This window comes from Mucilaginibacter sp. 3215 (assembly GCF_050433785.1).
Taxonomy (GTDB): Bacteria; Bacteroidota; Bacteroidia; order Sphingobacteriales; family Sphingobacteriaceae; genus Mucilaginibacter.
In genome coordinates this window covers 1-25,504 of sequence record NZ_JBNPWO010000016.1, presented here as the reverse complement: position 1 = coordinate 25,504, position 25,504 = coordinate 1, and the positions used below count along the sequence as shown (strand labels likewise).

Annotated in this window: 18 protein-coding genes; 15 read left to right on the top strand and 3 right to left on the bottom strand. The window is 44.2% G+C overall.

All coding sequences use genetic code 11. From position 1 onward, the window contains the following. Positions 1 to 8 precede the first annotated feature (8 nt). Together ABIC84_RS21365 and ABIC84_RS21360 are read right to left on the bottom strand one after the other, a co-directional pair. Entirely contained in the window at positions 9 to 1,436 is a 1,428-nt protein-coding gene (locus ABIC84_RS21365; protein ID WP_429264885.1) for a serine/threonine protein kinase, read from the bottom strand. Between the two features lie 242 nt (positions 1,437 to 1,678). After that, a complete protein-coding gene (locus ABIC84_RS21360; protein WP_429264884.1) occupies positions 1,679 to 3,976 on the bottom strand; it encodes a glycoside hydrolase family 20 protein in 2,298 nt (765 codons plus the stop codon). A gap of 181 nt (positions 3,977 to 4,157) precedes the next feature. Here ABIC84_RS21360 and ABIC84_RS21355 point away from each other — a divergent pair, with 181 nt between their 5' ends. The 3 genes from ABIC84_RS21355 (at position 4,158) to ABIC84_RS21345 (ending at position 6,585) form a co-directional block, all read left to right on the top strand. After that, a complete protein-coding gene (locus tag ABIC84_RS21355; RefSeq protein ID WP_429264883.1) occupies positions 4,158 to 5,093 on the top strand; it encodes a ring-cleaving dioxygenase in 936 nt (311 codons plus the stop codon). Positions 5,094 to 5,101: 8 nt separating this feature from the next. Next, positions 5,102 to 5,725 (top strand): alpha/beta hydrolase, encoded by a 624-nt coding sequence (locus ABIC84_RS21350; protein WP_429264882.1) that lies wholly within the window; start codon positions 5,102 to 5,104, stop codon positions 5,723 to 5,725. A 275-nt stretch (positions 5,726 to 6,000) separates the two neighbouring features. Continuing rightward, positions 6,001 to 6,585, top strand: a complete 585-nt coding sequence (locus ABIC84_RS21345) for an RNA polymerase sigma-70 factor (protein WP_426581297.1) — start codon at positions 6,001 to 6,003, stop codon at positions 6,583 to 6,585. A gap of 213 nt (positions 6,586 to 6,798) precedes the next feature. Here ABIC84_RS21345 and ABIC84_RS21340 read toward each other — a convergent pair whose 3' ends face one another. Beyond that, entirely contained in the window at positions 6,799 to 7,692 is an 894-nt protein-coding gene (locus ABIC84_RS21340) for a helix-turn-helix domain-containing protein (protein ID WP_429264881.1), read from the bottom strand. 166 nt (positions 7,693 to 7,858) lie between these two features. Here ABIC84_RS21340 and ABIC84_RS21335 point away from each other — a divergent pair, with 166 nt between their 5' ends. From ABIC84_RS21335 to ABIC84_RS21280, 12 genes are all read left to right on the top strand, one after another. Then, complete coding sequence (locus ABIC84_RS21335) at positions 7,859 to 8,839, top strand: aldo/keto reductase (RefSeq protein ID WP_429264880.1); 981 nt, start codon at positions 7,859 to 7,861, stop codon at positions 8,837 to 8,839. Between the two features lie 2 nt (positions 8,840 to 8,841). After that, positions 8,842 to 9,687: an SDR family oxidoreductase gene (locus ABIC84_RS21330; RefSeq protein ID WP_429264879.1), complete on the top strand. Its 846-nt coding sequence runs from the start codon at positions 8,842 to 8,844 to the stop codon at positions 9,685 to 9,687. Between the two features lies 1 nt (position 9,688). Further along, positions 9,689 to 10,129, top strand: coding sequence for a nuclear transport factor 2 family protein (locus ABIC84_RS21325; protein WP_175490057.1), 441 nt, complete (start codon positions 9,689 to 9,691; stop codon positions 10,127 to 10,129). Beyond that, a complete protein-coding gene (locus ABIC84_RS21320) occupies positions 10,126 to 10,701 on the top strand; it encodes an NAD(P)H-binding protein (RefSeq protein WP_429264878.1) in 576 nt (191 codons plus the stop codon). The genes ABIC84_RS21325 and ABIC84_RS21320 overlap by 4 nt, the downstream gene beginning before the upstream one ends. A 19-nt stretch (positions 10,702 to 10,720) precedes the next feature. Next, positions 10,721 to 11,125, top strand: a complete 405-nt coding sequence (locus ABIC84_RS21315; RefSeq protein WP_429264877.1) for a cupin domain-containing protein — start codon at positions 10,721 to 10,723, stop codon at positions 11,123 to 11,125. Between the two features lie 9 nt (positions 11,126 to 11,134). After that, on the top strand, positions 11,135 to 12,187 hold the full coding sequence (locus ABIC84_RS21310; protein WP_429264876.1) for an NAD(P)-dependent alcohol dehydrogenase: 1,053 nt from the start codon (positions 11,135 to 11,137) through the stop codon (positions 12,185 to 12,187). A 202-nt stretch (positions 12,188 to 12,389) separates the two neighbouring features. Then, positions 12,390 to 13,550 (top strand): FecR family protein, encoded by a 1,161-nt coding sequence (locus ABIC84_RS21305; protein WP_429264875.1) that lies wholly within the window; start codon positions 12,390 to 12,392, stop codon positions 13,548 to 13,550. A 269-nt stretch (positions 13,551 to 13,819) separates the two neighbouring features. Next, positions 13,820 to 17,170: a TonB-dependent receptor gene (locus ABIC84_RS21300; RefSeq protein ID WP_429264874.1), complete on the top strand. Its 3,351-nt coding sequence runs from the start codon at positions 13,820 to 13,822 to the stop codon at positions 17,168 to 17,170. A gap of 53 nt (positions 17,171 to 17,223) precedes the next feature. Then, positions 17,224 to 18,717 carry a RagB/SusD family nutrient uptake outer membrane protein gene (locus tag ABIC84_RS21295; protein WP_429264873.1) on the top strand — a complete coding sequence of 498 codons (1,494 nt, stop codon included), beginning with the start codon at positions 17,224 to 17,226 and terminating at the stop codon, positions 18,715 to 18,717. A gap of 177 nt (positions 18,718 to 18,894) precedes the next feature. Next, entirely contained in the window at positions 18,895 to 21,666 is a 2,772-nt protein-coding gene (locus ABIC84_RS21290; protein ID WP_429264872.1) for a family 78 glycoside hydrolase catalytic domain, read from the top strand. 23 nt (positions 21,667 to 21,689) lie between these two features. Next, entirely contained in the window at positions 21,690 to 22,841 is a 1,152-nt protein-coding gene (locus tag ABIC84_RS21285) for an acyltransferase family protein (protein ID WP_429264871.1), read from the top strand. 22 nt (positions 22,842 to 22,863) lie between these two features. After that, a complete protein-coding gene (locus ABIC84_RS21280) occupies positions 22,864 to 25,134 on the top strand; it encodes a beta-N-acetylhexosaminidase (RefSeq protein WP_429264870.1) in 2,271 nt (756 codons plus the stop codon). The last annotated feature ends 370 nt before the right edge of the window (positions 25,135 to 25,504 follow it).

Genomic DNA, 25,504 nt, shown 5'->3' with positions numbered 1-25,504 from the left:
CTAAATCATTAAAAGTTTAAGTTAGAGGTATCCGCTTTTTTCACACTATCGCGATAAAACTGGGTATCTTCCTTTTGTTGTTTTGCCCGTTGTATGTTACGCAATATCGAATCGGCGGTTGAATCAACTTCCGGTGGAATATTGCTCTCATCTTTGTAATCACTGGCCTTAGGCTGCTGTACAGAGTCTTTTTTTTGGGGTGGGATAACTTTATTACTTGCAGCCGAGTCAGTTGCCTTTTTTGAAGGCTTAAACAGCCTGCTAACAACCCCATTATAGATACGCCCGCCAAACTTATCCATCACCACTGCAGAGAAAACGGTGAAACCGCAAAGCAATATCATGAACAAAACAAAAATTGGTTTTGACATGCGCACGGCTTTGCTATCAGCAGGCTCATTGCTAACTACCTGTGCCGGTTGCTTGTTCTCGTTTTCCTGGTAATATAGCACCAGCCCTTGTAAGCGTTCATTTTCCTTCAATAAAACTTCGGTGTTCCACGATTCATCCGGGTGCGTCGGACTGATAGCGCCGATACTGCCCTGCATTAAAGCTTCCTGCAGTTCAATGCCGTTGGCATACCGGTTATTGATGTCTTTTTGCAGGCATTTAGCCACAATCTGCAACAACCAGGCCGGAACCTGCATCTGCATTTCCTTTTTCTCGTCCGACCAGCTTTCGGGCAGGTTTTTGCGGCGCAGCTCCATTACATCAGGTATCTCCGACTCCATGTGGGCCAGCATCACGGCGTTGCGTGCTGTTTCGCCATTATCTTTTAGCGGGAAAGGCACCTGCCCGCCAATCAATTCATACAGGATGATACCGTAGCTGTACACATCCGTTTGGAAATACATCAAGCCTTCATTTTGCTCGGGTGCCATAAATTCGATAGCGCCCGCATGACGGATACTGGTACGGCGCTGATCATCAGACATGGCCGAAAGACCAAAGTCAAGCAGCACGTAGTTTCCGGTATGTACGTTGAACTTTACATTGTTGCTTTTGATGTCGCCATGCTTTACCGAAACTTTGTGGCAGTGTGATAACGCGTTTGCCAGTTGATCGGCCAGTTTGATGATCTCTTTAATGCTGAAGATAGCCTCATGGGGTGGTTTCAGCAGGTCTTCCAGATCGGGGCCATCAATATATTCCATTTCGATAAACGGGAACGAACCACTTTCGGTAATGCCCGAATTAAGGATCTTAACCACATTTGGGTTAGGCTCTTCGTTTACCTTTTTTAGTTTTTCGACCTCGTTTTGGAAATTGCGAAAATTTTTATCGTCGGTGCTTTCGGTGTGAATAGGAGTGGGCAGGAGCTTTACCGCTGTGATAATAGGCCCATAGCGGCGACCTTTATAAACAGAGCCCTGACCGCCCGTTCGTAAAGCCCCCATGTTTTCCAAACCTTCGGTAATAGTAAATACTTTGCTCATTGAGTTATACTTGGGGAATGAGTATTCGTGACAAATATTAAAAACTTTTTACTCAACATAACGCAGGCATTAGTGTTTGGTATAAAAATATAAAAAAAAGTTCGGCAAATCTGAACCATGATTTGCCTGATTAAAGGATTATGCGATGCAAATAGTTATCTGAACCCTGATTTATTTGATTAAAGGGTTAAATTATGCAACTGGTCATCAGGAAATCCTTTAATCAAGCGAATCAAGGTTCATTATTGTATCACTATCTCATCCACCATTAACCATGCCTTTGCCCCGGGAATATACTCACCAGGGGGAATAATGCCCTTGTTGGTTGCTTTTACCCTGATATATCTTGCCTGCTGTGTTTTGATGTTTGCCCTTACAGCGTTGATGCCGTTATCCGGGAAATCTGTCTGGCGGTAAACTTCGGTATAATTGCTTCCATCTGTTGATACCTCAAAGGTAAGCAGCGTTGGCTCCCACATTTTCTGCCAGTGGTATTTTAGGATGTTGATACCCAGTTTTGATATGCTTTGCTCGTTTCTAAGGTCAACTACCGCTTCCAGATCATCGCCACTGAAGCGATACCATTGCCCGTCATTATAAAGCTTGCTGCCGAAGATGCCGTTTACCAAACCAAAGGTATTACCCGGATTAAACCCTCCCTGCTGCTGGTTTTTAAGCGCCACAGTTTTGCCAATGGCCTGATGAATAGTAAACAATTTTTCATAAGTCCGGCCCTGCTGTTTGCCGTTGTTAAAAACAGCTGCTTTAATAATGCCTGATGATGCTATTGTAATTGCACCTGTGTAACCTTTGTTGTTTAAGCCTGGCTCAGTACCATCTGTTGTATAAAATATTTTAGCGCCGGGTAAAGTTGTTTGGAGATTTAACGCTACCTGATGATTAGCTGTTTCGATTACAGAATCGGTGATCTCGTCAAATACATCAGCCGCGTTTATATTTAGCTTTTCAAGTAAAGGCTGTTGGTACCTTAGTCGTTTCAAAAAATCCGGATAGCTTTTATTTTTCTTCGAACTCCAGGCAACTTCAGCCAAAGCCAGCATTCGCGGGAACAATTGCCGCTCGGCCTGTGCGGGGCTGGCCATGTATTCGCTCCAGGCGTTGGCTTGTACGCCTTTGATGTATTTTGCTTCCTCGCCGCTTAATTCATTAGTTATTGGTTCGTAATTATAGACCTTGCTTAATGGCGTGTAACCGCCGCCGGCTAATGGCTCGGCCTGGTAAAGGGACTGGTAATAATCCAGGTATACATATTTTTCGGGCGTCATGATGGCATCATGATGCTGTTTGGCGGCGGCTATTCCACCTTCTTCGCCAGTCCAGCTCATTACGGTTGCACCGGGGGTAAGCCCGCCTTCCAGGATCTCGTCCCAGCCTATGATCTGCCGGCCTTTACTGTTCAGGTATTTCTCCATGCGGCCGATGAAATAACTTTGCAGTTCCTTCTCATCTTTCAGGTGTTCGTCCTTAATGCGCTGCTGGCATTTGGGGCAGGCCTTCCATTTGGTTTTAGGGCATTCATCACCGCCGATGTGAATATATTTTGAAGGGAACAACGGCAGTACCTCATCCATCACATTTTGTAAAAAGGTAAACGTTTCGTCATTGCCGGCGCAATACACATCATCAAAAATACCCCAATAGGTAGCGGTTTTATACGGGCCGCCGGTACAACCCAATTGCGGGTAAGCAGCCAGCGCCGCCAGTGCATGGCCCGGCATTTCAATTTCCGGGATTACGGTAATGTGCCTTTGGGTGGCATATTCTACAATTTCTTTAACCTCATCCTGGGTGTAATAGCCGCCATAGCGTTTACCATCAAACCTGTGCGGACTATCCTTTTTGTGGCCAATGATGGTTTCATCGCGGTAAGCCGAAATGCTTTGCAGTAAAGGATATTTTTTTATTTCGATGCGCCAGCCCTGGTCATCAGTTAAGTGCCAGTGGAAGGTGTTGATTTTGTATAATGCCAGCAGGTCTATCCATTTTTTGATAGCTTCGGGCTTGAAAAAATGACGGCTTACATCTAAATGCATTCCGCGGTATTTAAAACGGGGGTAATCCATAATGGTGCAGCTTTGCACAGTTACTTTTCCGCCGGATACTTTTAGTAACTGGATAAGTGATTGCAAACCATAAAACACACCGGCTTCATCATGGCCGCTAATTTTTATCTGTTTAGCAGTAACCGATAGTTTATATCCCTCTGGTCGGGTAACATATTTATCATCTATATTTAATTGAACAGGAGCATTCAACCTATGATTTGCCCGGAGGCTGAAACCTGAAACAGATTTAAAATAGGTATTGAAAAATGTAAGATTATCCCGGCCGATGTTGGGTGTGGTACCTATTGCTGTTGATTGATTAAAAGTAAAAACCTGGTTTGCGTTTGTCTTTACCATTATAACCGGCTTAGGGATAATGCCTTCCTCCTTTACCTGAGCGTTGGTTACCGCTGCAAAAAGCAGGCATAACGGAATACAACTGAGAAATTTGCGGAATGTAAACAGGTTGATCATCAATGTAAATGTAAAACCGAATATACTTTTTTTGCCGAAAGGCGGATAATGAAATCGTTTAATAATAAAAAAACACCGCCCCGTTTTTCTTATCCTACATCAAGTGCCGCCGGCGATTTTGACCGTAATTTTGAATCATAATAACACAGCAAGTATTAAAATATTTAAAACAAGGAAAACAATGGAAAACACTATAAACGGCATTCACCACATCACTGCAATTGCAGGCAATGCCAAAAAAAACTATGATTTTTATACCCGTGTATTGGGCTTAAGGTTAGTTAAAAAAACCGTAAACTTTGATGATCCCGGTACTTATCACTTATATTATGGCGATGGCAACGGTACTCCCGGCTCCATCCTTACTTTCTTCCCATGGGAAGGCATCACAGCAGGTCGCCGGGGTGCAAGGCAGGTGACTGAAATTGGTTATTCGGTACCTGAAGGTAGTTTGGATTTCTGGTTAAAAAGGTTTGAGGATAACAATGTGATCTACAACAAACCGGCCGAAAAATTTGGCGAGCAGTACCTTACTTTTCTTGATCCTGATGGTTTGAAATTTGAGCTTATCGTTCCCAAAAAAGCCGATACTCGCACACCATGGGAAACTGCCGAGGTAACCGCAGCCAATGCTACCAAAGGTTTTCACAGCATTACTATTACATCGAATAAAATTGAGGCTACTGCCAAAATATTAGCCGGTGTATTAGGCTATCGCTTACTGGAACAGCATGTTAACCGCTACAGGTTTATTACCGATGCTGTCGAAAATGCAGCTATAGTTGATTTGGTGGAAGTTCCGGGAGAAGTTGCCGGTCATGTAGCGGGTGGTTCTGTTCACCACGTAGCATTCCGCGTACCAAACGAAAAAGTATTGATGGAATACCGTGAAAAGATAGCAAACCTTGGCTTGCATATCACCGACAAAATAGACAGAAACTATTTCTACTCATTATACTTCCGCGAACCAGGTGGTGTTTTGTTTGAGATAGCAACCGATAACCCAGGCTTCGCGGTTGATGAACCAGCCGAATTATTGGGCACAGGATTAAAATTACCTGCGCAGTATGAAAACCTGCGCGGCGAGTTGGAAAAAACATTACCATCATTAGTTTAATCAAACAGATGTACAGGCACACAAAACAGGTTGTTTCGGCGGGAGTTCCCGCCGAACAGGCCAAAAAAGCCATTATTATGCTGCATGGCCGCGGCGCATCGGCAAGCAGCATGATCTCGCTTAAAGATCATCTTGAATTAGATGGTTACGCTATCTATGCGCCACAGGCCAATCAACATAGCTGGTATCCCTACAGTTTTATGGCCCCGGTGCAAAATAACCAACCGACACTTGATTCGGCCCTTGAAGTAATTGACGAACTGGTAGAGGACCTCAGGCAAAAAGGAATAGCACAGGAAAATATCTATTTTCTTGGTTTTTCGCAGGGGGCATGTTTAACGCTTGAATATACCGGCCGCAATGCCGGCAGGTACGGAGGGGTTATCGCTTTCACCGGCGGATTGATAGGAGAGGAATTGGTTAAGGAAAACTATAAAGGCGATTTTAACAATACCCCGGTACTGGTTACTACCGGCGACCCCGACCCGCATGTACCGGTTAGCAGGGTTAATGACAGTGTTGAAATATTAAAAGAATTAATTGCGGGTGTAACCCTCAAAATATATAAAGGCCGTCAACATACTATTTCCCATGAAGAAATTGTGTTGGCAAACGAAATACTGAAGAATTGATTGTTTTCAAAGTTGAGTGTTTAAGAGTGGAGAGCTGCCCGGAGGGGCGGCTCTCTTTTTTTTGCCGGATAGCATTGATCAACCTGTATAATAAATAAGTTATGCCTATGCTTTTGATAACCTTTGGGTTATTTTATATTAATAGCCGGTAGTTTGAAATGATGGTTAAGTTATTCATAATTAGCATATAAGCTTATTTTTACTTTTTAAATATATTAAATTAATATTTAAGTAATTTTAGCCTTTGTTTCCCGGACGAACTTAATTAGTAAACTATGCCCGACAAAATTGTGATGAGCGATATGCAGCTCATTAGCCGATTAAAGGCTGATGATGAAGCGGCGCTTACCATGATTTACAGGAGGTACTGGGCTTCGCTTTTTAAAGCGGCTTATAATATCTTAAAAGACAGGCAGGCATGCGAGGATATTATCCAGGAACTGTTTATTAAGCTTTGGGATTGCCGGGCCGAAGTGGAGATTACTATATCGCTTAAAGCCTATCTGTATGCATCGGTACGTTATGGGGTTTACAGGCAAATCCGCACAGGTACGCCCGTAAGAAGCGAGATTTTTGATGATCTGATAGAACGCCTGCACACCCCTGCTACCCACAACACCATTGAGCATAAAGAACTGCTATTGCAAATAAACCAGGTAATTGATACCCTGCCCGAAAAATGCCGGGAAGTTTACAAGCTGAGCCGCGAAGAATGCCTTAGTCATAAGGAAATAGCCCTGCAGCTAAACATCTCTACTAAAACCGTCGAAAATCATTTAACCAAAGCGCTTCGCCAGTTGCGCGGCTCGTTAGGCTCGGCTTTTATCCTGGAAGCGTTGATGTTTTTTTTAGATAAATAATTCTAATTATTTTATGGTGATCTTTCTTGATTTGGTAATATCCCAATCGACGATTGGGAAAATAGCAATGTAAAAACGTTTTCTTTTTCTGGCTGTCATTTACATCTTATGATGCCTCACGTTTACATCATTTAATGTCTCATTTTTTTTAGTTAGGTGAAAGCTTTGTGATGCCTCTCTTTTAATGAGCCAACTGTGCAGAACGCCGAATTATTAATTATTGCTTCGGTACTCCAAAGGAGAGCTGCCGGTTTGTTTCTTGAATAGTCGGGTGAAATGTTGCGGGTATTTAAAACCCAGTTCATAGGCGATCTCGCTAACGGGCTTGTTGGGGTCGAATATCTTTTCTTTCGCCAGATCAATCACTTTTTCCTGAATATATTCATGTGCAGATTTGCCTGTTTCCTTTTTTATCAGTTCCCCAAAATAGTTTGCAGATAAATTGAGTCCATCAGCACAATAAGCAACCGTTGGCAGGCCGATGGTTTGCAATTTATCCGAACTCAAATATTCATTCAAAAAAGCCTCGAATCTTTCTAGTAAACCTCTGTGTGCTTCGTCACGGGTTATAAATTGCCGGTCATAGAAACGGACACAATAATCAAGAAAGAGTTCAATGGTGTTCACCACTAATTTTTTGCTGTGCTTGTCGATGGCATGTTCTAATTCATAGCGGATCTTGCTGAAGCTATCCAGGACAATCTTCCGTTCACGCTCTGAAAGGTGAAGTGCTTCGTTTACTTTGTAACTAAAAAAACCATAATCCTGTATATGTTTTCCCAAAGATGTGCCTTTAATAAAGTCGGGGTGAAAAACCAAGGCATGGCCGCTTGGCTGGAAGAGTTCTTCCTTTTGTACTCCAGCCACTTGTCCTGGAGAGAAAAATACCAGTGTGCCCTCCTGGTAATCGTAATTTGCCCTACCGTAAGTCAGGTCACCACAATCCACATCTTTTAAGATGACGACGTATAGCCCGAAATACATCTTATAGCGCTTGCGCGGTGTTGCCTTTGAAAAATCTATGACGCTCACCAATGGGTGCAACGTCTCTTCATTATTGAAGTCATTATAAGACTTTACGGTCTCAAACCGGATGATCTCTTCCATATCAATTCCTTATCCTAAACAAATGTAAGCACTCCATCCACCAAATAATCATTACTGCCACCATATCCGAGAAATTGGTAGGTAATACCGTGATCTGTATAAGTGAAGACAAAAAAATAGGCCTGACCTTTGTGCCATCATCTACAATAACAAAAATTATTAAGACATGGACAAGAGAATATTAGGAAAAGACCTGGAAGTTTCAACCCTTGGATTAGGCTGCATGGGTCTAAGCTATGGATATGGCCCGGCTACGGAAAAAACAGAAGCAATCGAATTGATCCGTCACGCGTTTGAAATTGGCGTAACCTTTTTTGATACCGCTGAAGCCTACGGGCCTTACCTGAATGAAGAAGTGGTTGGCGAGGCATTGGAGCCTTTTCGCAACGAAGTAGTGATCGCCACCAAATTCGGTTTTAAGAACGGTAAGACAAGTGACGGCCTGGACAGCCGCCCTGAAAACATCCGCGCACATACGGAAGCCGCATTAAAGCGTCTGCGTACCGACCGGATCGACCTGCTGTACCAGCACCGTGTTGATCCTAACGTGCCGATGGAAGATGTTGCAGGTGCCGTGAAAGAACTGATCGCAGAAGGCAAAGTAAAGCACTTTGGTATGTCGGAAGCCGGTGCAGCCAGCATCCGTAAAGCACACGCCGTTCAACCGGTAACAGCACTGCAAAGTGAATACTCCTTGTGGTGGCGTGAACCTGAGAAGGAAATACTACCGTTATTGGAAGAATTGCACATTGGTTTTGTGCCATTCAGCCCGCTCGGCAAGGGATTTTTAACCGGTGCCATTAACGATAAGACCAGTTTCGATAAAACGGATTTCCGCAATGTGGTGCCGCGCTTTTCGGAAGAAAACCGCCAGGCGAACCAGGGCCTCGTAGATGCCTTAACAGAGATCGCGAAACAAAAAGGCGTAACCAATGCACAGATAGCAATTGCCTGGCTGCTGGCGCAAAAGCCATACATTGTGCCGATACCTGGCACCACCAAGCTCAACAGATTAGAAGAGAACATGTCAGCTGCTAAGGTAGTCTTAAGCGAGCAGGATCTCGCGGACATTCAAACCGCACTTGGTCATATCGAGGTTGTCGGCGCACGTTATCCACAACATTTAGCTTATAACCAGGGACGTTAATCATGAAAACTTCAAACAATGTTATCGTATTGACCGGGGCCGGTCAATTAGGTATGGCCATCGTCCGTAGAATGGGTTATGGTAATAAAATGTTCGTAGCAGACTGGAAAATAGAAAATGCGCAGGCGATATCCAAGACACTGACGGAAGCCGGTTTTGACGTAGTACCGTTTAAAGTGGACATCTCATCAAGAGAATCTGTTCAGGAACTGATCAGAGCTGCTCAGCAGGAAGGTGAAATTGCGATGCTCATCAATGCGGCAGGTGTTTCACCGAGCCAGGCATCCATTGAACAGATACTGAAGGTTGACCTCTACGGAACTTCACTTTTATTGGAAGAGTTCGGCAAGGTGATCAAACCCGGCGGTACAGGCGTGGTGATCTCCAGCCAGTCAGGGTACCGGATGCCGGCATTAACAGCCGACGAGGACAGGTTGCTGGCAATAACACCGACAGAAGAGTTGCTGCAATTGGAACTGCTTAAACCGGAACACATCAAAGATACGCTGCATGCTTATCAAATGGCAAAACGGGCTAATGGTAAGCGTGTAATGGCAGAAGCTGTAAAATGGGGCAAACGGGATGCACGCGTTAATGCGATCTCACCGGGTATCATTATTACACCGCTTGCACTTGATGAGATCAACGGTCCAAGAGGTGATTTTTATAAAAACATGTTTGCGAAAAGCCCGGCAGGGCGTCCCGGTATAGCTGATGAAGTTGCCAATGTTGCCGAATTGTTATTATCGAATGCAGGCGCTTTCATTACCGGTTCCGACTTTTTGATCGATGGTGGTGCAACGGCCTCTTACTTCTACGGAGAATTGGCGCCAAATTCAAACAGCTGATATGAAAGCAATTTCAATAGCGCTTTTGCTGCTCACCGGCACTACGGCATTTGCACAGTCCAAACGTGAAACTGCTTTAAAAGCACTTTCATCGCAGATCTTTCAATGGGAAGTCGGAAGTCATTTTGACTCGCTTGAAAACGTATTGCATAAACGGCTGGTCGTACTCAGTTCAGCGGGCGTGATACAGTCTAAGGCAGCATATCTTGCACGTTTGAAGGGTGGTAACTTTGTGCATAACAGTATTAACGTCGAAGAAAGCGATGTAGTCATCGAACAAAACACGGGCACCGTAACTGGTAAAGGCTTGTTCGATGTAACTGTTGGCGGTAAGCAAACTGTACTGCACTTGGCTTACCTTGAAGTATTTACCAGATCGACAACTAAAAGCGCTTGGAAGCTACTGGCATTGCATGCCAGCGTAATACCCGAAAGCAAATGAAAAAGGTGATCATTATCGGGGCGAGCGGAAGCCTTGCCCCATGCGTAATAAAAGACCTCGAAAAACAGCCCGAGGTGGAACTGACGTTGTTTGTGCGAAACAAAAAGCGATTACAGCAAAATGTAGCTGCCAAACACAAAGTGATCGAAGGCGACGCTGCCAACTATAACCATGTTGAAAACGCAATTATCGGCCATGATCTTGTTTATGTGAACCTTGCGGGCGATCTGGAAACCATGACTGGAATCATTGTTAAAGCTATGCAGGAAACCGGGGTTAAACGGATCGTCGCGATCAGTTCTATTGGCATCTACAATACGCCTTTACGGGCGATATTAAAGCCATACCGTAAACTTGCGGACATTATCGAAGCATCCGGACTGGATTATACCATTCTTAGACCGGATTGGTTTACCAATGGCAACGAGGTCGAATACGTGCTAACAAAGAAGGGGCAACCGGAAACCGGCACCGCTATTTCCAGAAAAAGTATTGCTGCTTTTATTGCTACCATCATTAAAGATCCGGAACTGCACAAAAATGAAAACCTGGGTATCAGCAAGCCCAATTAATCAATAAAATACATTTACCATGAACCAAGAGAATTTAACTGAACAAGGATTTAAACCCGCCGTTGCAGAATACTTCAGCGGCAAAGCGTATGTTAAAACGCTGGTAGCTACTGATGAGGTGACTAACTGCAATGTAAGTGATGTCTATTTTGAAGCAGGCTGCCGCAACAACTGGCATACGCATCCCTCAAACCAGATCCTGCTTGTCAAAGAGGGCGTTTGCTATTACCAGGAAGAAGGAGGCCCAGTACAACATGTTGAAGCCGGTGGCGCGATCAATGTTTTGCCGGGCATCAGACATTGGCACGGTGCTTCACCCGATGCCCCGATGATCCACGTCGCCATTAACATCAATACGGAAAAAGGAATGGTCAACTGGATGGAGCCAGTATCAGATAACGAATATTCAAATCAAAACAATTAACAGCAATCAATGAGCACAACAGTAAAAGCATATGGAACAGAAGCAGTCGATGTAGCACTGCATGAAATAGACATTCAGCGCCGCGCTTTACAAGCACACGACGTAGAGATGGAAATCTTGCACTGTGGTATCTGCCACAGCGACCTTCACCAGATCAAAAATGATTTTGGCGGAATGCAATGGCCTATCGTTCCTGGTCACGAAATTGTAGGCCGGGTAACAGCCGTAGGTGATCATGTAAAAAACTTCAGGGTTGGTGAACTGGCAGCAGTTGGTTGTATTGTCGACAGTTGCGGGCATTGCGAATATTGCAATGACGGCATCGAGCAGTTCTGCGAAGAAGGCGTAACCTTCTCTTTCAACAGTGAAGACAAAGTATCAGGCGGACATACTTTTGGCGGTTTTTCTAAAACCTATGTATGTAATGAACGGTATGTATTGCATATGCCGGAGTTCCAAAACCTTGCTTCAGCTGCACCGCTGCTTTGCGCAGGTATCACCGTTTACTCCCCTTTAAAACATTGGGGTGCTGCTCCCGGCAAAAAGGTTGGTATACTGGGTATCGGCGGCTTAGGTCACTTAGCTATTAAAATAGCTAAAGCGATGGGTGCGCATGTTACAGTGTTTACCACATCACCATCCAAAGTCGAAGATGCTAAACGTTTAGGTGCAGATGAAGCGGTGTTATCATCAGATGCCGAACAAATGGCTCAATTTGGACGCAAGTTGCATTTCATTATTGACACCGTATCTGCAAAGCATGATGTAAACGCCTATCTGAATTTGCTGCGCCATGATGGTGCTGTTGTATTGGTTGGTTTACCTCCTGAACCACTGGAAGTACAAGCTTTTGGTGTGATCGTAGGCAACAGAAGCTTTGCCGGTTCAAACATTGGCGGCATTCCTGAAACCCAGGAAATGCTGGACTTTTGCTTTAAACATAATATCGTATCGGAATCAGAGATCATTGATATCCAATATGTGAACGAAGCTTTTGAACGGCTGGAAAAAGGTGACGTCAAATATCGCTTTGTTATCGATATGGCATCGCTTCAAAATTGATCGAAAAAGCGTAATTACCAAAAGCCACCGATGTCCGGTGGCTTTTTCATTGAATAATATCCTCAAAACGGTTGTTAAACTGTCTCACTAAATGTGAAAAAACTGTCTCATTAAAAAAGGAAACTCACAAATATTTTAATTTTTTTCATTTCGGCGTAGGGGATACCCCCTCTTTTTTACTCTCCCTAACAAAACCACATTTGTGCAACAGGGAGAATTTTTACAACTGATAGATAAATACCTGGCCGGGCAGGCAACTGCCGCGGACAAGGAACAGTTGTTGAATTTTTTTGAAAGCTTTCAGGGTGATACCGACGAATGGGACGAAATAGTGCTTGGTGTAAAGCAGGAACTTGAAGACCGCATGTTAAATAATATCAGGCAGGCGATAGCCGAGCCGGCATTTAACGCGCAGCCCAGGGTTATCAAGCTGCACTTTTTCAGAAATGTGGCCGCGGCAGCTATCATATTGCTGCTATCGGGTACTGCTGTTTATCATTGGTGTATTAAACATGAACAGCAAAAACTGGTGGCTCAAAACAAAGCAGTTGTAAAACATGACGTTGAGCCTGGCGATAACAGGGCTGTTTTAACCCTTGCCAATGGCTCCAAACTGATACTGGACTCGGCTAAGATCGGCTTGCTCAATCAATCGGGTAACATCAGCATTAATAAAACGCAGGATGGGCAGGTGGTTTACACCGCTGATAAAGACCGACAACAAAATGGCCCGGTTGCCTATAACACCATTAGTACGCCCAGGGGCGGCCAGTACCGGGTAGTGCTTCCTGATGGTTCAAAAGTTTGGCTTAACTCTGCCTCATCTTTAAAATTCCCTACCGCCTTCACCGGAAATGAACGTGATGTAGAGCTTACAGGCGAGGGATATTTTGAGGTGGCCAAAAATAAAGCGAAGCCTTTCAATGTAAAGGTTAAAGATATTAACGTAGCTGTATTGGGTACGCATTTTAATATTATGGCCTATAATGATGAGGTCGCTGTTAAAACCACCCTTCTTGAAGGATCGGTGAAATTAACACAGGGTAATACGAGCAATTTATTAAAGCCCGGTCAGCAGGGCATTATAAATGATAAAAACATTAAAATTATTGATATTGATACCGACGAGGCGGTGGCCTGGAAAAATGGCTTCTTTGACTTTGAGCGGGCAAACATACAAGATATTATGAAGCAGCTTTCGAGGTGGTATGGTACCGAAGTAATATACGAAGGTAAAATACCTGATGATGAGTTTGTAGGTAAGATCAGCAGGGATGTAAAACTATCGCAGGTATTGCACATCCTTGAATTAAGCCACGTGCGTTTTAGGATTGAGAACAAAAAAATAATTGTTACGCCTTAAAATACCGGCAGCTGATTTTTAACTGCTAAACCCAAACTATGAAGAAACACTGACGATATAATCTCAAAATATTCCAACCTAAGCTCTCCTTATCTAAATGAAAGAAAAGCCGGAAGCGCTGCAACGCTTCCGGCATAATGAATTGGATCAAGCTTTCCTGAGTTTTCAATAACAGATTTTTTTAACCCAAACATCACGAAGTTATGCATTTAAACTTTACTGGTAAAGTATTTAGTGCCTTTGGTACACATTCAAAACTGTTTTTGACGATGAGATTAACCGTCTTATTACTAACTCTCGGCTGCCTGCAGCTAAGTGCTAAAAGTTTTTCACAATCCATAACCCTGAATGCGAGGGGGATAGCGCTTGATAAAGCTTTTAAAGCAATTGAAAAGCAAAGCGGCTATTATTTCTTTTACAGGTATAAGGATATTTCAAAAACCAAACCGGTTAATCTTTCACTAACTAACGCTTCATTACAGGAAGCGTTGCAGCAATGCTTTAAGGATGAGCCTTTAACCTATGTTATTGACGATAAAAATATCATCGTAAATAAAAAGAAAACGCCCGATGTAAGCACTGCCCAGGTACCCATAACCATAAGCGGTATTGTGGTAGATGATAAAAATCAGCCCTTACCGGGTGTTAATGTTAAAGTAAAAGGCACCAACGTTGGTGCTATAACCGGGGTGGACGGCAAGTATACCTTAAATGCCGAAGATAATGTGGTGTTAGTATTTACATTCATAGGTTTCCAAACCAAAGAAGAACCGGTTAATAAAAGAACAACTATCAATGTTGTTTTGAGTGAGGATAACAAGGAATTAAAAGAGGTAGTTGTTGTAGGTTATGGCAACCAGGAGCGTAAGGACGTAACGGGCGCTGTTGGTTCGGTAAAAATGGGCAACATCAAAGAGATCAAAACTGCGAGTCTTGATCTGAAACTGGCCGGCCAGCTTGCCGGCGTAACCGTAAACCAGGTAACCGGCACTCCAGGTGGTGGTGTATCGGTAAATATACGCGGTGCCGGTTCAGTGGGTGCCGGTGATGATCCGCTATATGTAATTGATGGATTCCCCATTTCTCCGGGGTTCGATCAATATCAAAACCCTTTAAGTACTATTAATCCTGATGACATTGAAAATATCAGTGTATTGAAAGACGCTGCTTCTACAGCTATTTACGGTTCGCGCGGGTCAAACGGTGTTATTTTGGTCACTACCAGGAGGGCGAAAAAAGGCGAGTCGTCAGTCACGGTAAATACTTCAACAGGGATCCAAAGCATATTGCCCAAAAGCAAATTGAAAATGATGACCGCCGAGCAATACGCGCAATGGCGTATAGAAGCTTTACAGGACCTGGATAAAGTGAACGGGGTGCCATTCAGCATGGATCAGGTGCCTGAGGCGTTCAGGAACCCAAAAGCACTTGGCAAAGGTACTGATTGGTATGATGCAGTTACCCGTAACGCGCCTATGCAAAATTATGATGTTACTGTTTCAAATGGTACCGATAAAGTACGTTCTTTGTTTTCATTGGGATATTTTGATCAGCAGGGTACGGTGCTTAACACCGGATTCAGGAGATATTCGGTAAAAGCCAATATGGATGCCGATCTGTTTAAAAATGTTACGGCCGGCCTTAGCATCGCTCCAACTTACAGCCAGCGTAAATTACAACAAACAGACGGGCATTTTGACCAGGCTGCATTAAGCCAGGCCTATCTTGAAAGCCCGCTTACGCCGGTAAAACAGCCCGACGGTTCATATACCAATGTGGTAGGTTCGGAGGGAAACGGGAATATCGCAGGCACGGCACTTAACGCCAACCCGGTAAGTGAGCTGGTTAATACCACTAATAAGTATTCACAATTCCGTACGTTGGCTAACACATACGTTAACTGGGAAATAATTAAAGGCTTAGATGTAAAATCTACTTTTGGTATTGATTATCAGAATAGCAATGGCGATTACTTCCGCCCGTCGTTTTTAGGAAGCTTCCGCATTCCCAATAAGGACGGAAACCAGGTTAAAGCTATAGGCTCATTTAATTCGTCTAATTCCTTCAACTGGCTTAGCGAAAACTCCGTAACCTACAAAAAAACGTGGGGCAATCATACATTAACTGTTTTGGGCGACTATTCGATACAGCAGGAAACCAGCCACTATCGCTTAACCTATGGTACCGGTTTCCCCGACGATGTAGTCCGTTCGGTAAGGGCCGCCACCATTATCACAGCCGATGCCGGGGACGCGGAATGGAGGCTATTATCATTGATTGGTAGGGTGAACTATGCATATAAGGATAAGTATTTATTAAGCGCCTCCATACGCCGCGACGGATCGTCGAGGTTTGCACCGGGGCACCGGTGGGGAACCTTCCCGTCGGTATCGGGCGGCTGGCGCATCTCTGACGAATCATTCTTCCCAAAAACGAATGTGATCGATCAGTTGAAATTCACAGCCAGCTATGGTCACGCAGGTAATAACAGCGTAGGTAACTACGATTATATAGCCGCTGTAGACGAAACCAATTATACTTTTGGCGGAGCACTTGCTCCGGGAAAGTCAATTACCGATCTCGGTAATGCTGAAGTTGGCTGGGAAACAACTAAACAGTTTGATATAGGCATGGACCTTTCGTTATTTAAAGGCCGGGTTTACTTAATTGCCGAGTATTATAACCGCTTTACCGAACGGTTACTGCAATATATACCCGTGCCGATAGCCTCGGGCTATGGATACGCGTTATCAAATGTTGGCAATGTGCGTAACCGCGGTTTTGAGTTTACGGTAACCACCAAAAACATAGTTAGCAAAGCTTTTAACTGGAATACAGATTTTAATATATCGTTAAATCGTAATAAAGTTATAAGTCTTGGCCCTACACCTCAAATCTATGACGCGCCCCGGAATGACAACCCAACCAGTATTACACTGGTAGGGTTGCCGCTTGGGCAGTTTTACGGATATATTTTCGAGGGTATATTCCAAAGCCAGGCCGAACTTGATAAGTACCCGCATTTTGAGGGTGAAAATGTAGGCAATATCAGGTATAAGGATGTTAATAATGACGGTGTTATTGATGCTAAAGACCAGGTACCTATTGGCAGCCCCTGGCCTAAATTTACATTTGGTTTCAACAACCACTTCAGTTACAAACAATTTGACCTGAACATTATTTCGGCCGGCTCGGTAGGGGGGCATGTGTTTGATATGTACAAACAGTTTACAACCAATTTGGATGGTATTTTTAACGTTGAGCAAAGCGTTATAAACCGTTGGAGATCACCGGAGCAGCCGGGAGCCGGCATATTGCCTACCACAACTTCAAACACAGGCCTTGCCCGCGATTTTTATCCCTCATATTGGGTAGAGAGCAACTCGTATTTAATGGTGAAGAATATTGATCTCGGTTATAATTTCAAAACAAAATTCAGCAAAAACTTCAGGGTATACTTCAGCGCTCAAAATGCCATCCTGATTACAGGTTATAAAGGAGGCAGCCCTGAGGTTGGCATTGAGGGGCAACAGGGTAACCGTTCGTTATCACCCAATGTGAATTTTACAGGCTATCCTGTTTCGGCAATTTACACGTTGGGTTGTAACGTAACATTTTAGCAGATACAGCGATTTTTGAAAACACAATTGAGCAACATTAAGAATCAGAAGACATGAAAAAAAACATATACCTTTTTCTTAGCCTCGCAGCTATTGGTTTTTACGGCTGTAAAAAGGATTATCTTAACCTGCAACCTACAGATACTCAAAACAGCGCCAACTTTTTTAAAACAAAAGCCCAGTTTGTTCAGGCTATTAATGGTGCCTATGCCCCTCTTCAGGGTTTATATACCGGGTCATTTTGGGCAATGGGCGAAATGCGGTCTGATAATACTTCATATGAATATGATCCTTACGACCGTTCAGGCAACAATAAGGAAGAGTTGGATGAGTTTCGCGAATTGAATAATAATGATATTGTGCAGGCGTACTTTAGCTCCTGTTTCACCGGCATAGGTCGCTGCAACGTTATCATCAATCGGCTGCCGGCTGCCAAGCTTGATGCCGCCACTACCGATACCATAGGGGGGCAAGCGTTATTTTTACGGGCGTTCAATTATTTTAACCTGGTACGTATGTTTGGTGATGTACCGCTGGTGCTTGTTGAGCCAAAATCGGTAGGGGATGCTTATGACTTGTCTACAAAGTCACCGGCAGCTGCTGTTTATACGCAGATTATTGCAGACGCCCAGGCTGCGATAGCTAAACTACCTGTAAAATACCAAACCACCGCTAATAAAGGCAGGGTTACCAAAGGTACCGCCGAGACCATGCTGGCCGAAGTTTATATGACCCAAAAGAAATTTGACTTGGCCATACCACTGTTACGCAATGTTATATCGTCAGGGGCCTATAACCTTAACGCTAGTTATGCGGATAATTTTGATATTGCTAAGGAAAATGGCCCCGAGTCAATTTTTGAAATTCAGTATATTGAAGGCCCTAACGGCCTGGGGTCTGATTTTATAGATACTTTCATCCCATGGGATTACTATGATAATGATGTTACCGGCTTTTACATCGGTAACAATGCTCAAAACGGCTGGAACATCCCTACCCAGGACCTTGTAAATGCCTATGAAGAAGGTGATAAAAGGAGGGATGCTTCGTTGACTGATTTTACATCAGACGAGTACGGCATCGATCTGCCTTTCATCAAGAAGTATCAGAGCATCGGGGATGTTAAGGGCATTACCGGTAATAACTTCCCGGTTTATCGTTATGCAGATGTTTACCTGATGCTGGCCGAATGCTTAAACGAACAAGGTTTCGCAGCCGGGGGCGATGCTTTCAAATACCTGAACCTGGTTAGGCAGCGCGCCGGTCTTGAACCTAAATCAATGGGTAATGCTAACGCCGACTTAAATGTTACCAGCCAGGAAGGGTTTCGCGCGGCGATAGCCCATGAACGCCAGGTTGAACTTGCCTTTGAAAATCACCGCTGGTTTGATCTTTTACGTACAGGTAAAGCGGCAGAGGTAATGAAAGCTCACGCGGCCAGTGAAAGGGCCTATAAAAATGGTTCATGGCAAATTAACCCGGCCGCTTACAGCAACATCCGCCTGCTGTTCCAGTATCCTTTAAATGAAGGAAACCTCGAACATTAATAATGTTACACGGCCAGGGTGAAACTTTTACCAGGTTATATTACGTTTATAGGTGTATATTGCGATGAACGCCCATTTTTGTGGGCCGGCTCAATGAAAAATTTCAGGTGCATATCAAAACAATATTGCTGTTAAAGTATATTTAATAGCATGAACTATTAAAACCCCAAAAAAGGTATGTGTAAAAAGGTATGCACACGCGTTATTATATTGTTTTTTTCTTTTCTGCCAATAATTGTACAAGCACAAAAAGTGCCGCCGGTTCCTCCGCCGTTCCGGGTTGATAACCTGGTTTGTGAATACAAAATAAACCCCATCTCTGTCGACGATGCCGCTCCCCGTCTTGGCTGGAAACTAATAACCCGGGACCGCAACATTCAGCAAATTGCCTATGAAATAAGGGTAGGCAGTAACGCCGTATCCTTACTGAAAGGTAAAGACCTGCTCTGGACCTCGGGAAAAGTTAACTCCAATGAATCGCTGCATGTTTACTATGGCGGCCCCGCGCTCGTTTCACGTCAGAAAGTTTACTGGCAGGTACGCGTTTGGAACAACAGGCAGCAGGTTACCCCATGGAGCATGGTTAACTCATGGAAAATGGGCCTGCTTAAACCCGCCGACTGGAGTGCCAAATGGATAGAAAATAATTACCTGTCGGACACTATCGGTGGCCCATGCCCCATGTTCAGGAAAACATTTAAGCTTGATCATAAGGTGCGTGCGGCGCATTTATACATTACTGCCCACGGTTTATATGAGGCGCAATTTAATGGTAAACGAATTAGCAGTGACTACTTTGCCCCCGGCTGGACGAGTTACAACAAACGCCTGCAGTACCAGGTTTATGATGTAACTGCCGATCTGTTAAAAGGCGATAACGCTGTTGGCGTAACCCTTGGCGACGGCTGGTACCGTGGTTATACCTATAATCGAAAAAAGAATGTGTATGGCACCAAGCTTGGTTTGCTTTTTCAGTTAGAGGTGGTGTACACTAACGGTAAACGGATACTCATTAATTCGGATAAAACCTGGAAGGTAGCCTATGGGCCAATCCGTTCATCATCATTTTTTGATGGCGAAGTTTATGACGCCCGCAAGGAGAAGAAAGGCTGGTCGACCATTGCTTACAAAGATTTAAACTGGGATTCGGTACGCACCATTGATACCGTTAAAGAAAATTTAGTGGCTACATTTGGTCCGCCGGTGCGCAAGCACGAAATGTTTAAGCCGCTTAAAGTGTTTACCACTCCTGCGGGCGAGCATGTGGTTGATTTTGGGCAAAACCTGGTTGGCTGGGTGCAGTTTAAATTAAAGGCAAAAGCAGGCGATACGGTAAAGCTGTTCCATGCCGAGGTTTTGGATCAGAAAGGGAACTTTTACACAAAAAACCTGCGTACAGCCAAGCAGGAGAACGTATATGTTTTTAAGGGCGATAGTATTGAAACATTCGAACCTCATTTTACCTTCCAGGGGTTTAGGTACCTGAAGGTTGAAGGATATGATGGCCAGTTGGATTCAACCAATGTGGCTGCTTTTGCCATGTACTCGGATATGGCGCAAACGGGTATGTTCTCTACCTCCAATCCGCTCATTAACCAGTTGCAGCATAATATTCAATGGGGGCAAAAGGGTAATTTTATTGATGTACCTACCGACTGCCCCCAGCGCGATGAGCGTATGGGCTGGACGGGCGATGCCCAGGCCTTTTCCCGCACCGCTACCTTCAATATGGATGTGGCCGGATTTTTTACCAAATGGCTAAAAGATCTTTCGGCCGATCAGCATAAAAACGGAGCGGTGCCTTATGTGATCCCTAACATGCTGGATAGCGCTTCGGCGGCAGCCTCAGGATGGAGCGATGTGGCAACTATTGTCCCCTGGAATATTTACCTGGCTTACGGCGATAAAAAGGTATTGGAAAACCAGTACCCAAGCATGACCGCCTGGGTGGGATATATTACCCGGCATACCCGAAACGGCCTTTGGGACACCGGCAACCACTTTGGCGACTGGCTGTTTTACGCCGGTACCGACTATGAGGATGGCGCCGCCCTTACCGATAAAAACCTGATAGCGCAGGCTTTTTATGCTTATTCAACTCAACTGGTTATTAATGCCGCTACTATATTGGGTAAGGAAGATGATGTTAAAAAATATACCGCGCTGTTAGCTGATATCAAAAAGGCTTTTCAGGCAGAATATGTTACACCTAACGGACGTATGATCTCGGGTACGCAAACATCATATGTACTTGCCCTTAACTTCGACCTGCTGCCCGAAAACCTGCGCGAATCTGCGGCAAAAAGACTGGTAAACAATATTGAAGATTATGATGAACACATTACAACAGGCTTTTTAGGCACGCCGTATATCTGCCATGTGTTAAGTCGTTTCGGTCACACCGATATTGCCTATGATCTGTTGATGAAAGAGTCATACCCTTCATGGCTTTATCCTGTAAAAAACGGGGCAACTACCATATGGGAGCGCTGGGATGGCATAAAACCCAATGGTACTTTTGAAGATCCGGAAATGAACTCCTTTAACCACTATGCTTACGGCGCCATTGGCGATTGGATGTACCGTGTTATAGCAGGGATCAACACTGATGAGGGTAGCCCTGGCTTTCATAAAATAAATATCTTCCCGCATCCCGGCGGTAAATTGACCAATGCCAATGCCGAACTGGAAACATTATACGGAAAGGTAAAATCGGCCTGGAGTATTGATAACGGTATTTTTACCCTTGATGTAATTGTGCCGCCGAATACTACTGCCACGGTCACCCTACCGGCGGTTGATGGTCCGGTGACAGAAAGTAATATCGACATTAACACCAATAAAGATATCGCTAACATCAAACCGGCCGGCGGCGATATGCAGATGGATGTGGGCTCGGGTACTTACCAGTTCAAATACATTTTAAAAACCCATAAAAAAAATAGCTAATAGTACTGTAATACATAGCAACTATGGTAATCAATCAGCAGGAAGCGCTTGAAAATACAGGCACAACAAAGACAAGCCGCCCAAGACTTTTGTCGCTTGATTTTTTCAGGGGATTTACCGTAGCTGCCATGATCCTGGTAAATGATCCCGGCGATTGGGGCCATATTTACTGGCCGCTTGAACACTCCAAATGGAACGGCTGTACCCCAACCGATTTGGTGTTTCCCTTTTTCCTGTTTATGGTAGGCGTATCTATCGTTTATGCCATGGAAAGTAAAAAAGCGGATATAGCCAACCATAACAAATTGCTGTTATCCATCCTGCGCCGTACGCTGATTATCATAGCCCTTGGCGTTTGTTTACCACTGATCAACGATTTTCAATTCGCGCATCTGCGTTTTCCCGGTGTGTTGCAGCGCATCGGGCTTGTATTTGGTATAACTGCCTTGCTGTACGTTAAAACCGGTATCCGTACACAGGTAATCATTGCTGTAGGCTGTTTAATTGGTTATTATTTATTGATGACGCTGGTACCTGTACCGGGTTTCGGTACACCTAACCTTGAACCGGCAACCAATTTGGGCGCCTGGATTGACAGATCGGTATTTACCGAAAACCACCTCTGGGGCTCATCCAAAACCTGGGACCCGGAAGGTTTGCTTGGGACAATCCCATCTGTTGCTACCTGTTTGTTAGGTGTATTTACCGGTACCTGGCTCAAACTGGGCAAACTTAAAACCAGTGCTGATCTGCTTAAAATAATGGGAGCCGGCATCGTATTGATCATACTGGCTTTGATCTGGGATCCATTCTTTCCCATCAACAAACAATTGTGGACAAGCTCATTCGTGTTGCTTACTGCCGGGCTGGCTATTAATATTCTTGCATTGTCATACTGGTTTATCGATATCAAAGGGAATAAAGCCCTGCTGCCGCCATTTTTAGCGTTCGGGCGTAATGCCATTGCTGCCTATGTTTTGGCCGATATTATCCCGGCTTTAATAGCTGCCATCCCGGTAGGTAAAACCAATTTATGGTCGTTCACTTATAATCAGTTATTTGTGCCATATCTCTCGCCCGAAAACGCTTCACTGGCCGGAGCTATCCTGACTGTGCTGATCATTTTTATCCCGGTTTGGATCCTTTACAAAAGGAATATTACCATTAAGGTATAATCTTTATTCATCATCTACCGAAATGAAGAAAACGCTATCTTTTAAATATATTTTACTGTTCACCTCACTGCTTTTATTGGCAATAACGGTAAAAGCACAGTTTCATATCATCCCGCAGCCGGTAAGTTTAAAGGCAGGGAAGGGCAGTTTTATTTTAAGTAAGTCTGCCGTGATCGGGGTTAATAAAGAGACAGAACCAATAGGCAAATACCTGCAGGATTACCTTAATCAAAACTACGGCCTGCAAACAATGGTGAAAGTTTTTGAAAAGATCCCTGCCAAAACAGCCATCAGGTTAAACAATGTTTGGTCAAATGCTGAGAGTGCCTACACCATGAATGTGAATCCTGCATCGGTAAGTATCAGCGGTAGCGGGGCTGGTGTTTTTTACGGGGTACAATCATTAATTCAGTTGTTGCCGACAGATAAAGCAGCGCCCCTAAAAGTTGCCGCCTGTACCATAGCCGATCAGCCACGTTTTGGCTGGCGTGGTCTGAGTTTGGATGTAAGCCGCCATTTTTTTACAGTTGATGAAGTGAAAAAATACATCGATGTAATGGCACATTACAAACTGAATGTGTTTCATTGGCACTTAACCGACGATGAAGGCTGGCGCATCCAGATTGATAAATATCCGCGCCTTACCGAAGTTGGTGCCAGGATCAGCTACTATGCTAAACGGGGCGAATTCCGCAAGCTGGACAACCTGATAGATGACGGTCGCGACGGGTTTTATACCAAGGATGAAATTAGGGATGTGATTAAATATGCGCAGGACAGATTTGTGACCATCCTGCCCGAAATTGAAATGCCGGGCCATAGCGAGGCTGCTATTTTTGCTTACCCGCAACTGGGCTGCCAGGATTCGACAGGGGCTAAACACCGTGTGCGGATGCTTGACCCGGGTGAATATACTTTCAAATTTATGGAAGATGTGCTGACAGAAGTGATAGCGCTGTTCCCGAACCAATACATTCACATTGGCGGTGATGAGGCCGAAATGGCCGATTGGCTCAAAAGCCCTACAGCAGTTGCTCTAATGAAACGTGAGCACCTGAAAAGCGAAAAAGAAGTACAGAGTTATTTTATTAAACGGATAGAAAAGTTCCTGCTGTCAAAAAATAAGAAGTTGGTTGGTTGGGATGAGATTTTGGAGGGCGGTCTTGCCGAATCAGCGACAGTAATGAGCTGGCAGGGTGAAGCCGGGGGCATAGCTGCCGCCAGGATGCATCATCACGTAGTAATGACGCCGCTGCCATACATGTACTTTGATGCCCCGCAAGCCAATGAGGATCTGGAACCAATAGGCTGGAACCCACCGGTTACCTGGCAAATAGTTTATAATTACGAGCCACAGTCGAAAGAACTAACCAATGCCGAAGCTGAATATATTTTAGGTGCCCAGGGCAATATCTGGAACGAAAAGGTACCCAACGCACAACACCTGCAATACATGGTTTACCCCCGCGCCCTCGCCGTAGCCGAACTCACCTGGAGCCCCAAGAACGAAAAAAACCTGGAGCGCTTTGGCTGGAAAATGAAAAACCAGTACGGTTTGTTTAAGCTATGGAATTTTAATGCCCGTTTACCCGATATTGATGGGGTTGATAATATCATCACTAATAAAAGCAGGTTTAAATTAACGCTAAATTACCCGCTGCAAGGAGCTAAAGTTCGGTACGCGTTAAACGGTAAAATGCCGGATGCCAATAGCGTGGCTGTACCTTTCCCGGTAAATATCAATGTACCCTTAAAAGACAGCATCGGTTTAAGAACCTTCACCACCTGGACATTGAATGATCAGCACATTCGCCAAATGGCCAACATCAGGCGGGTGAATATCAAGCCTGCACATGAAAAAGTTGCTAACCTCAAACCCGGTATGGCTTACGAGGTTTTTAAAACGAGGGAACGCGATATAGATAAGCTGGGAAATGAAAAGCCAACGGAAACCGGCGAAACAAGCCTGATTGTACCGGTTAAAATTGCAACCGAAGGTTTTATCAATTGGGTTAAAATTAAAGGTTTTATCAAAATAGACAAGGAAGCGGATTATGAATTAACTACCGGTTTTGAGGTTAGCCCGGCTTTGTTTTTGGATGAAGTACCGGTAATTAAAATGGGGATGAATACTTACGTTGAACCGCAAAAAGCCTTATTGCATTTAAAAAAAGGCATCTATGCTTTAAGCGGACATTACATGGCCGATAAAGCTAATGAGAACCAAACCCTGATAGAATTGAAGGTAGCCGGAGGGGAAAAGCTTTATCCTAAGTTTTATTTGATGCATTGAGGGGATAAAATCGGTTTCTATGCCGTTGTTGGTGACAACACCATAGGTGTACGGAAGATGCAGATCAGTTGAAATTATTGGTTTAAAAAGCCATGTCACTGCGAGGAGGAACGACGAAGCAATCTCCTAGTTATACAGAGCGGACATGCATGGCTACGAGATTGCCGCGCTACGCTCGCAATGACATGCTCTTTATCCTGGTAGATGTTTAGAACGCAAAGAACCTTAGGGTCCTCTGCGAGAGACCCTAAGGGAACATGATGAAAATATGCCGTTGTTGGTGTTGTCACCATATCCGTTAACCTAAGGGATTGAATATGTCGTAAACAATCTCAAAGGCTGCTTTTTTCCGTTTCTTAGGTTCAATGAG

Bases quoted from the DNA above. Each gene is read 5' to 3' on its own strand.
- ABIC84_RS21290 (WP_429264872.1), top strand. From the start codon at position 18,895: ATGTGTAAAAAGGTATGCACACGCGTTATTATATTGTTTTTTTCTTTT.
- ABIC84_RS21320 (WP_429264878.1), top strand. From the start codon at position 10,126: ATGAAAAAGGTGATCATTATCGGGGCGAGCGGAAGCCTTGCCCCATGC.
- ABIC84_RS21300 (WP_429264874.1), top strand. From the start codon at position 13,820: ATGAGATTAACCGTCTTATTACTAACTCTCGGCTGCCTGCAGCTAAGT.
- ABIC84_RS21330 (WP_429264879.1), top strand. From the start codon at position 8,842: ATGAAAACTTCAAACAATGTTATCGTATTGACCGGGGCCGGTCAATTA.
- ABIC84_RS21315 (WP_429264877.1), top strand. From the start codon at position 10,721: ATGAACCAAGAGAATTTAACTGAACAAGGATTTAAACCCGCCGTTGCA.
- ABIC84_RS21325 (WP_175490057.1), top strand. From the start codon at position 9,689: ATGAAAGCAATTTCAATAGCGCTTTTGCTGCTCACCGGCACTACGGCA.
- ABIC84_RS21355 (WP_429264883.1), top strand. From the start codon at position 4,158: ATGGAAAACACTATAAACGGCATTCACCACATCACTGCAATTGCAGGC.
- ABIC84_RS21285 (WP_429264871.1), top strand. From the start codon at position 21,690: ATGGTAATCAATCAGCAGGAAGCGCTTGAAAATACAGGCACAACAAAG.
- ABIC84_RS21345 (WP_426581297.1), top strand. From the start codon at position 6,001: ATGCCCGACAAAATTGTGATGAGCGATATGCAGCTCATTAGCCGATTA.
- ABIC84_RS21365 (WP_429264885.1), bottom strand. From the start codon at position 1,436: ATGAGCAAAGTATTTACTATTACCGAAGGTTTGGAAAACATGGGGGCT.
- ABIC84_RS21340 (WP_429264881.1), bottom strand. From the start codon at position 7,692: ATGGAAGAGATCATCCGGTTTGAGACCGTAAAGTCTTATAATGACTTC.
- ABIC84_RS21280 (WP_429264870.1), top strand. From the start codon at position 22,864: ATGAAGAAAACGCTATCTTTTAAATATATTTTACTGTTCACCTCACTG.
- ABIC84_RS21350 (WP_429264882.1), top strand. From the start codon at position 5,102: ATGTACAGGCACACAAAACAGGTTGTTTCGGCGGGAGTTCCCGCCGAA.
- ABIC84_RS21295 (WP_429264873.1), top strand. From the start codon at position 17,224: ATGAAAAAAAACATATACCTTTTTCTTAGCCTCGCAGCTATTGGTTTT.
- ABIC84_RS21360 (WP_429264884.1), bottom strand. From the start codon at position 3,976: ATGATCAACCTGTTTACATTCCGCAAATTTCTCAGTTGTATTCCGTTA.
- ABIC84_RS21335 (WP_429264880.1), top strand. From the start codon at position 7,859: ATGGACAAGAGAATATTAGGAAAAGACCTGGAAGTTTCAACCCTTGGA.
- ABIC84_RS21310 (WP_429264876.1), top strand. From the start codon at position 11,135: ATGAGCACAACAGTAAAAGCATATGGAACAGAAGCAGTCGATGTAGCA.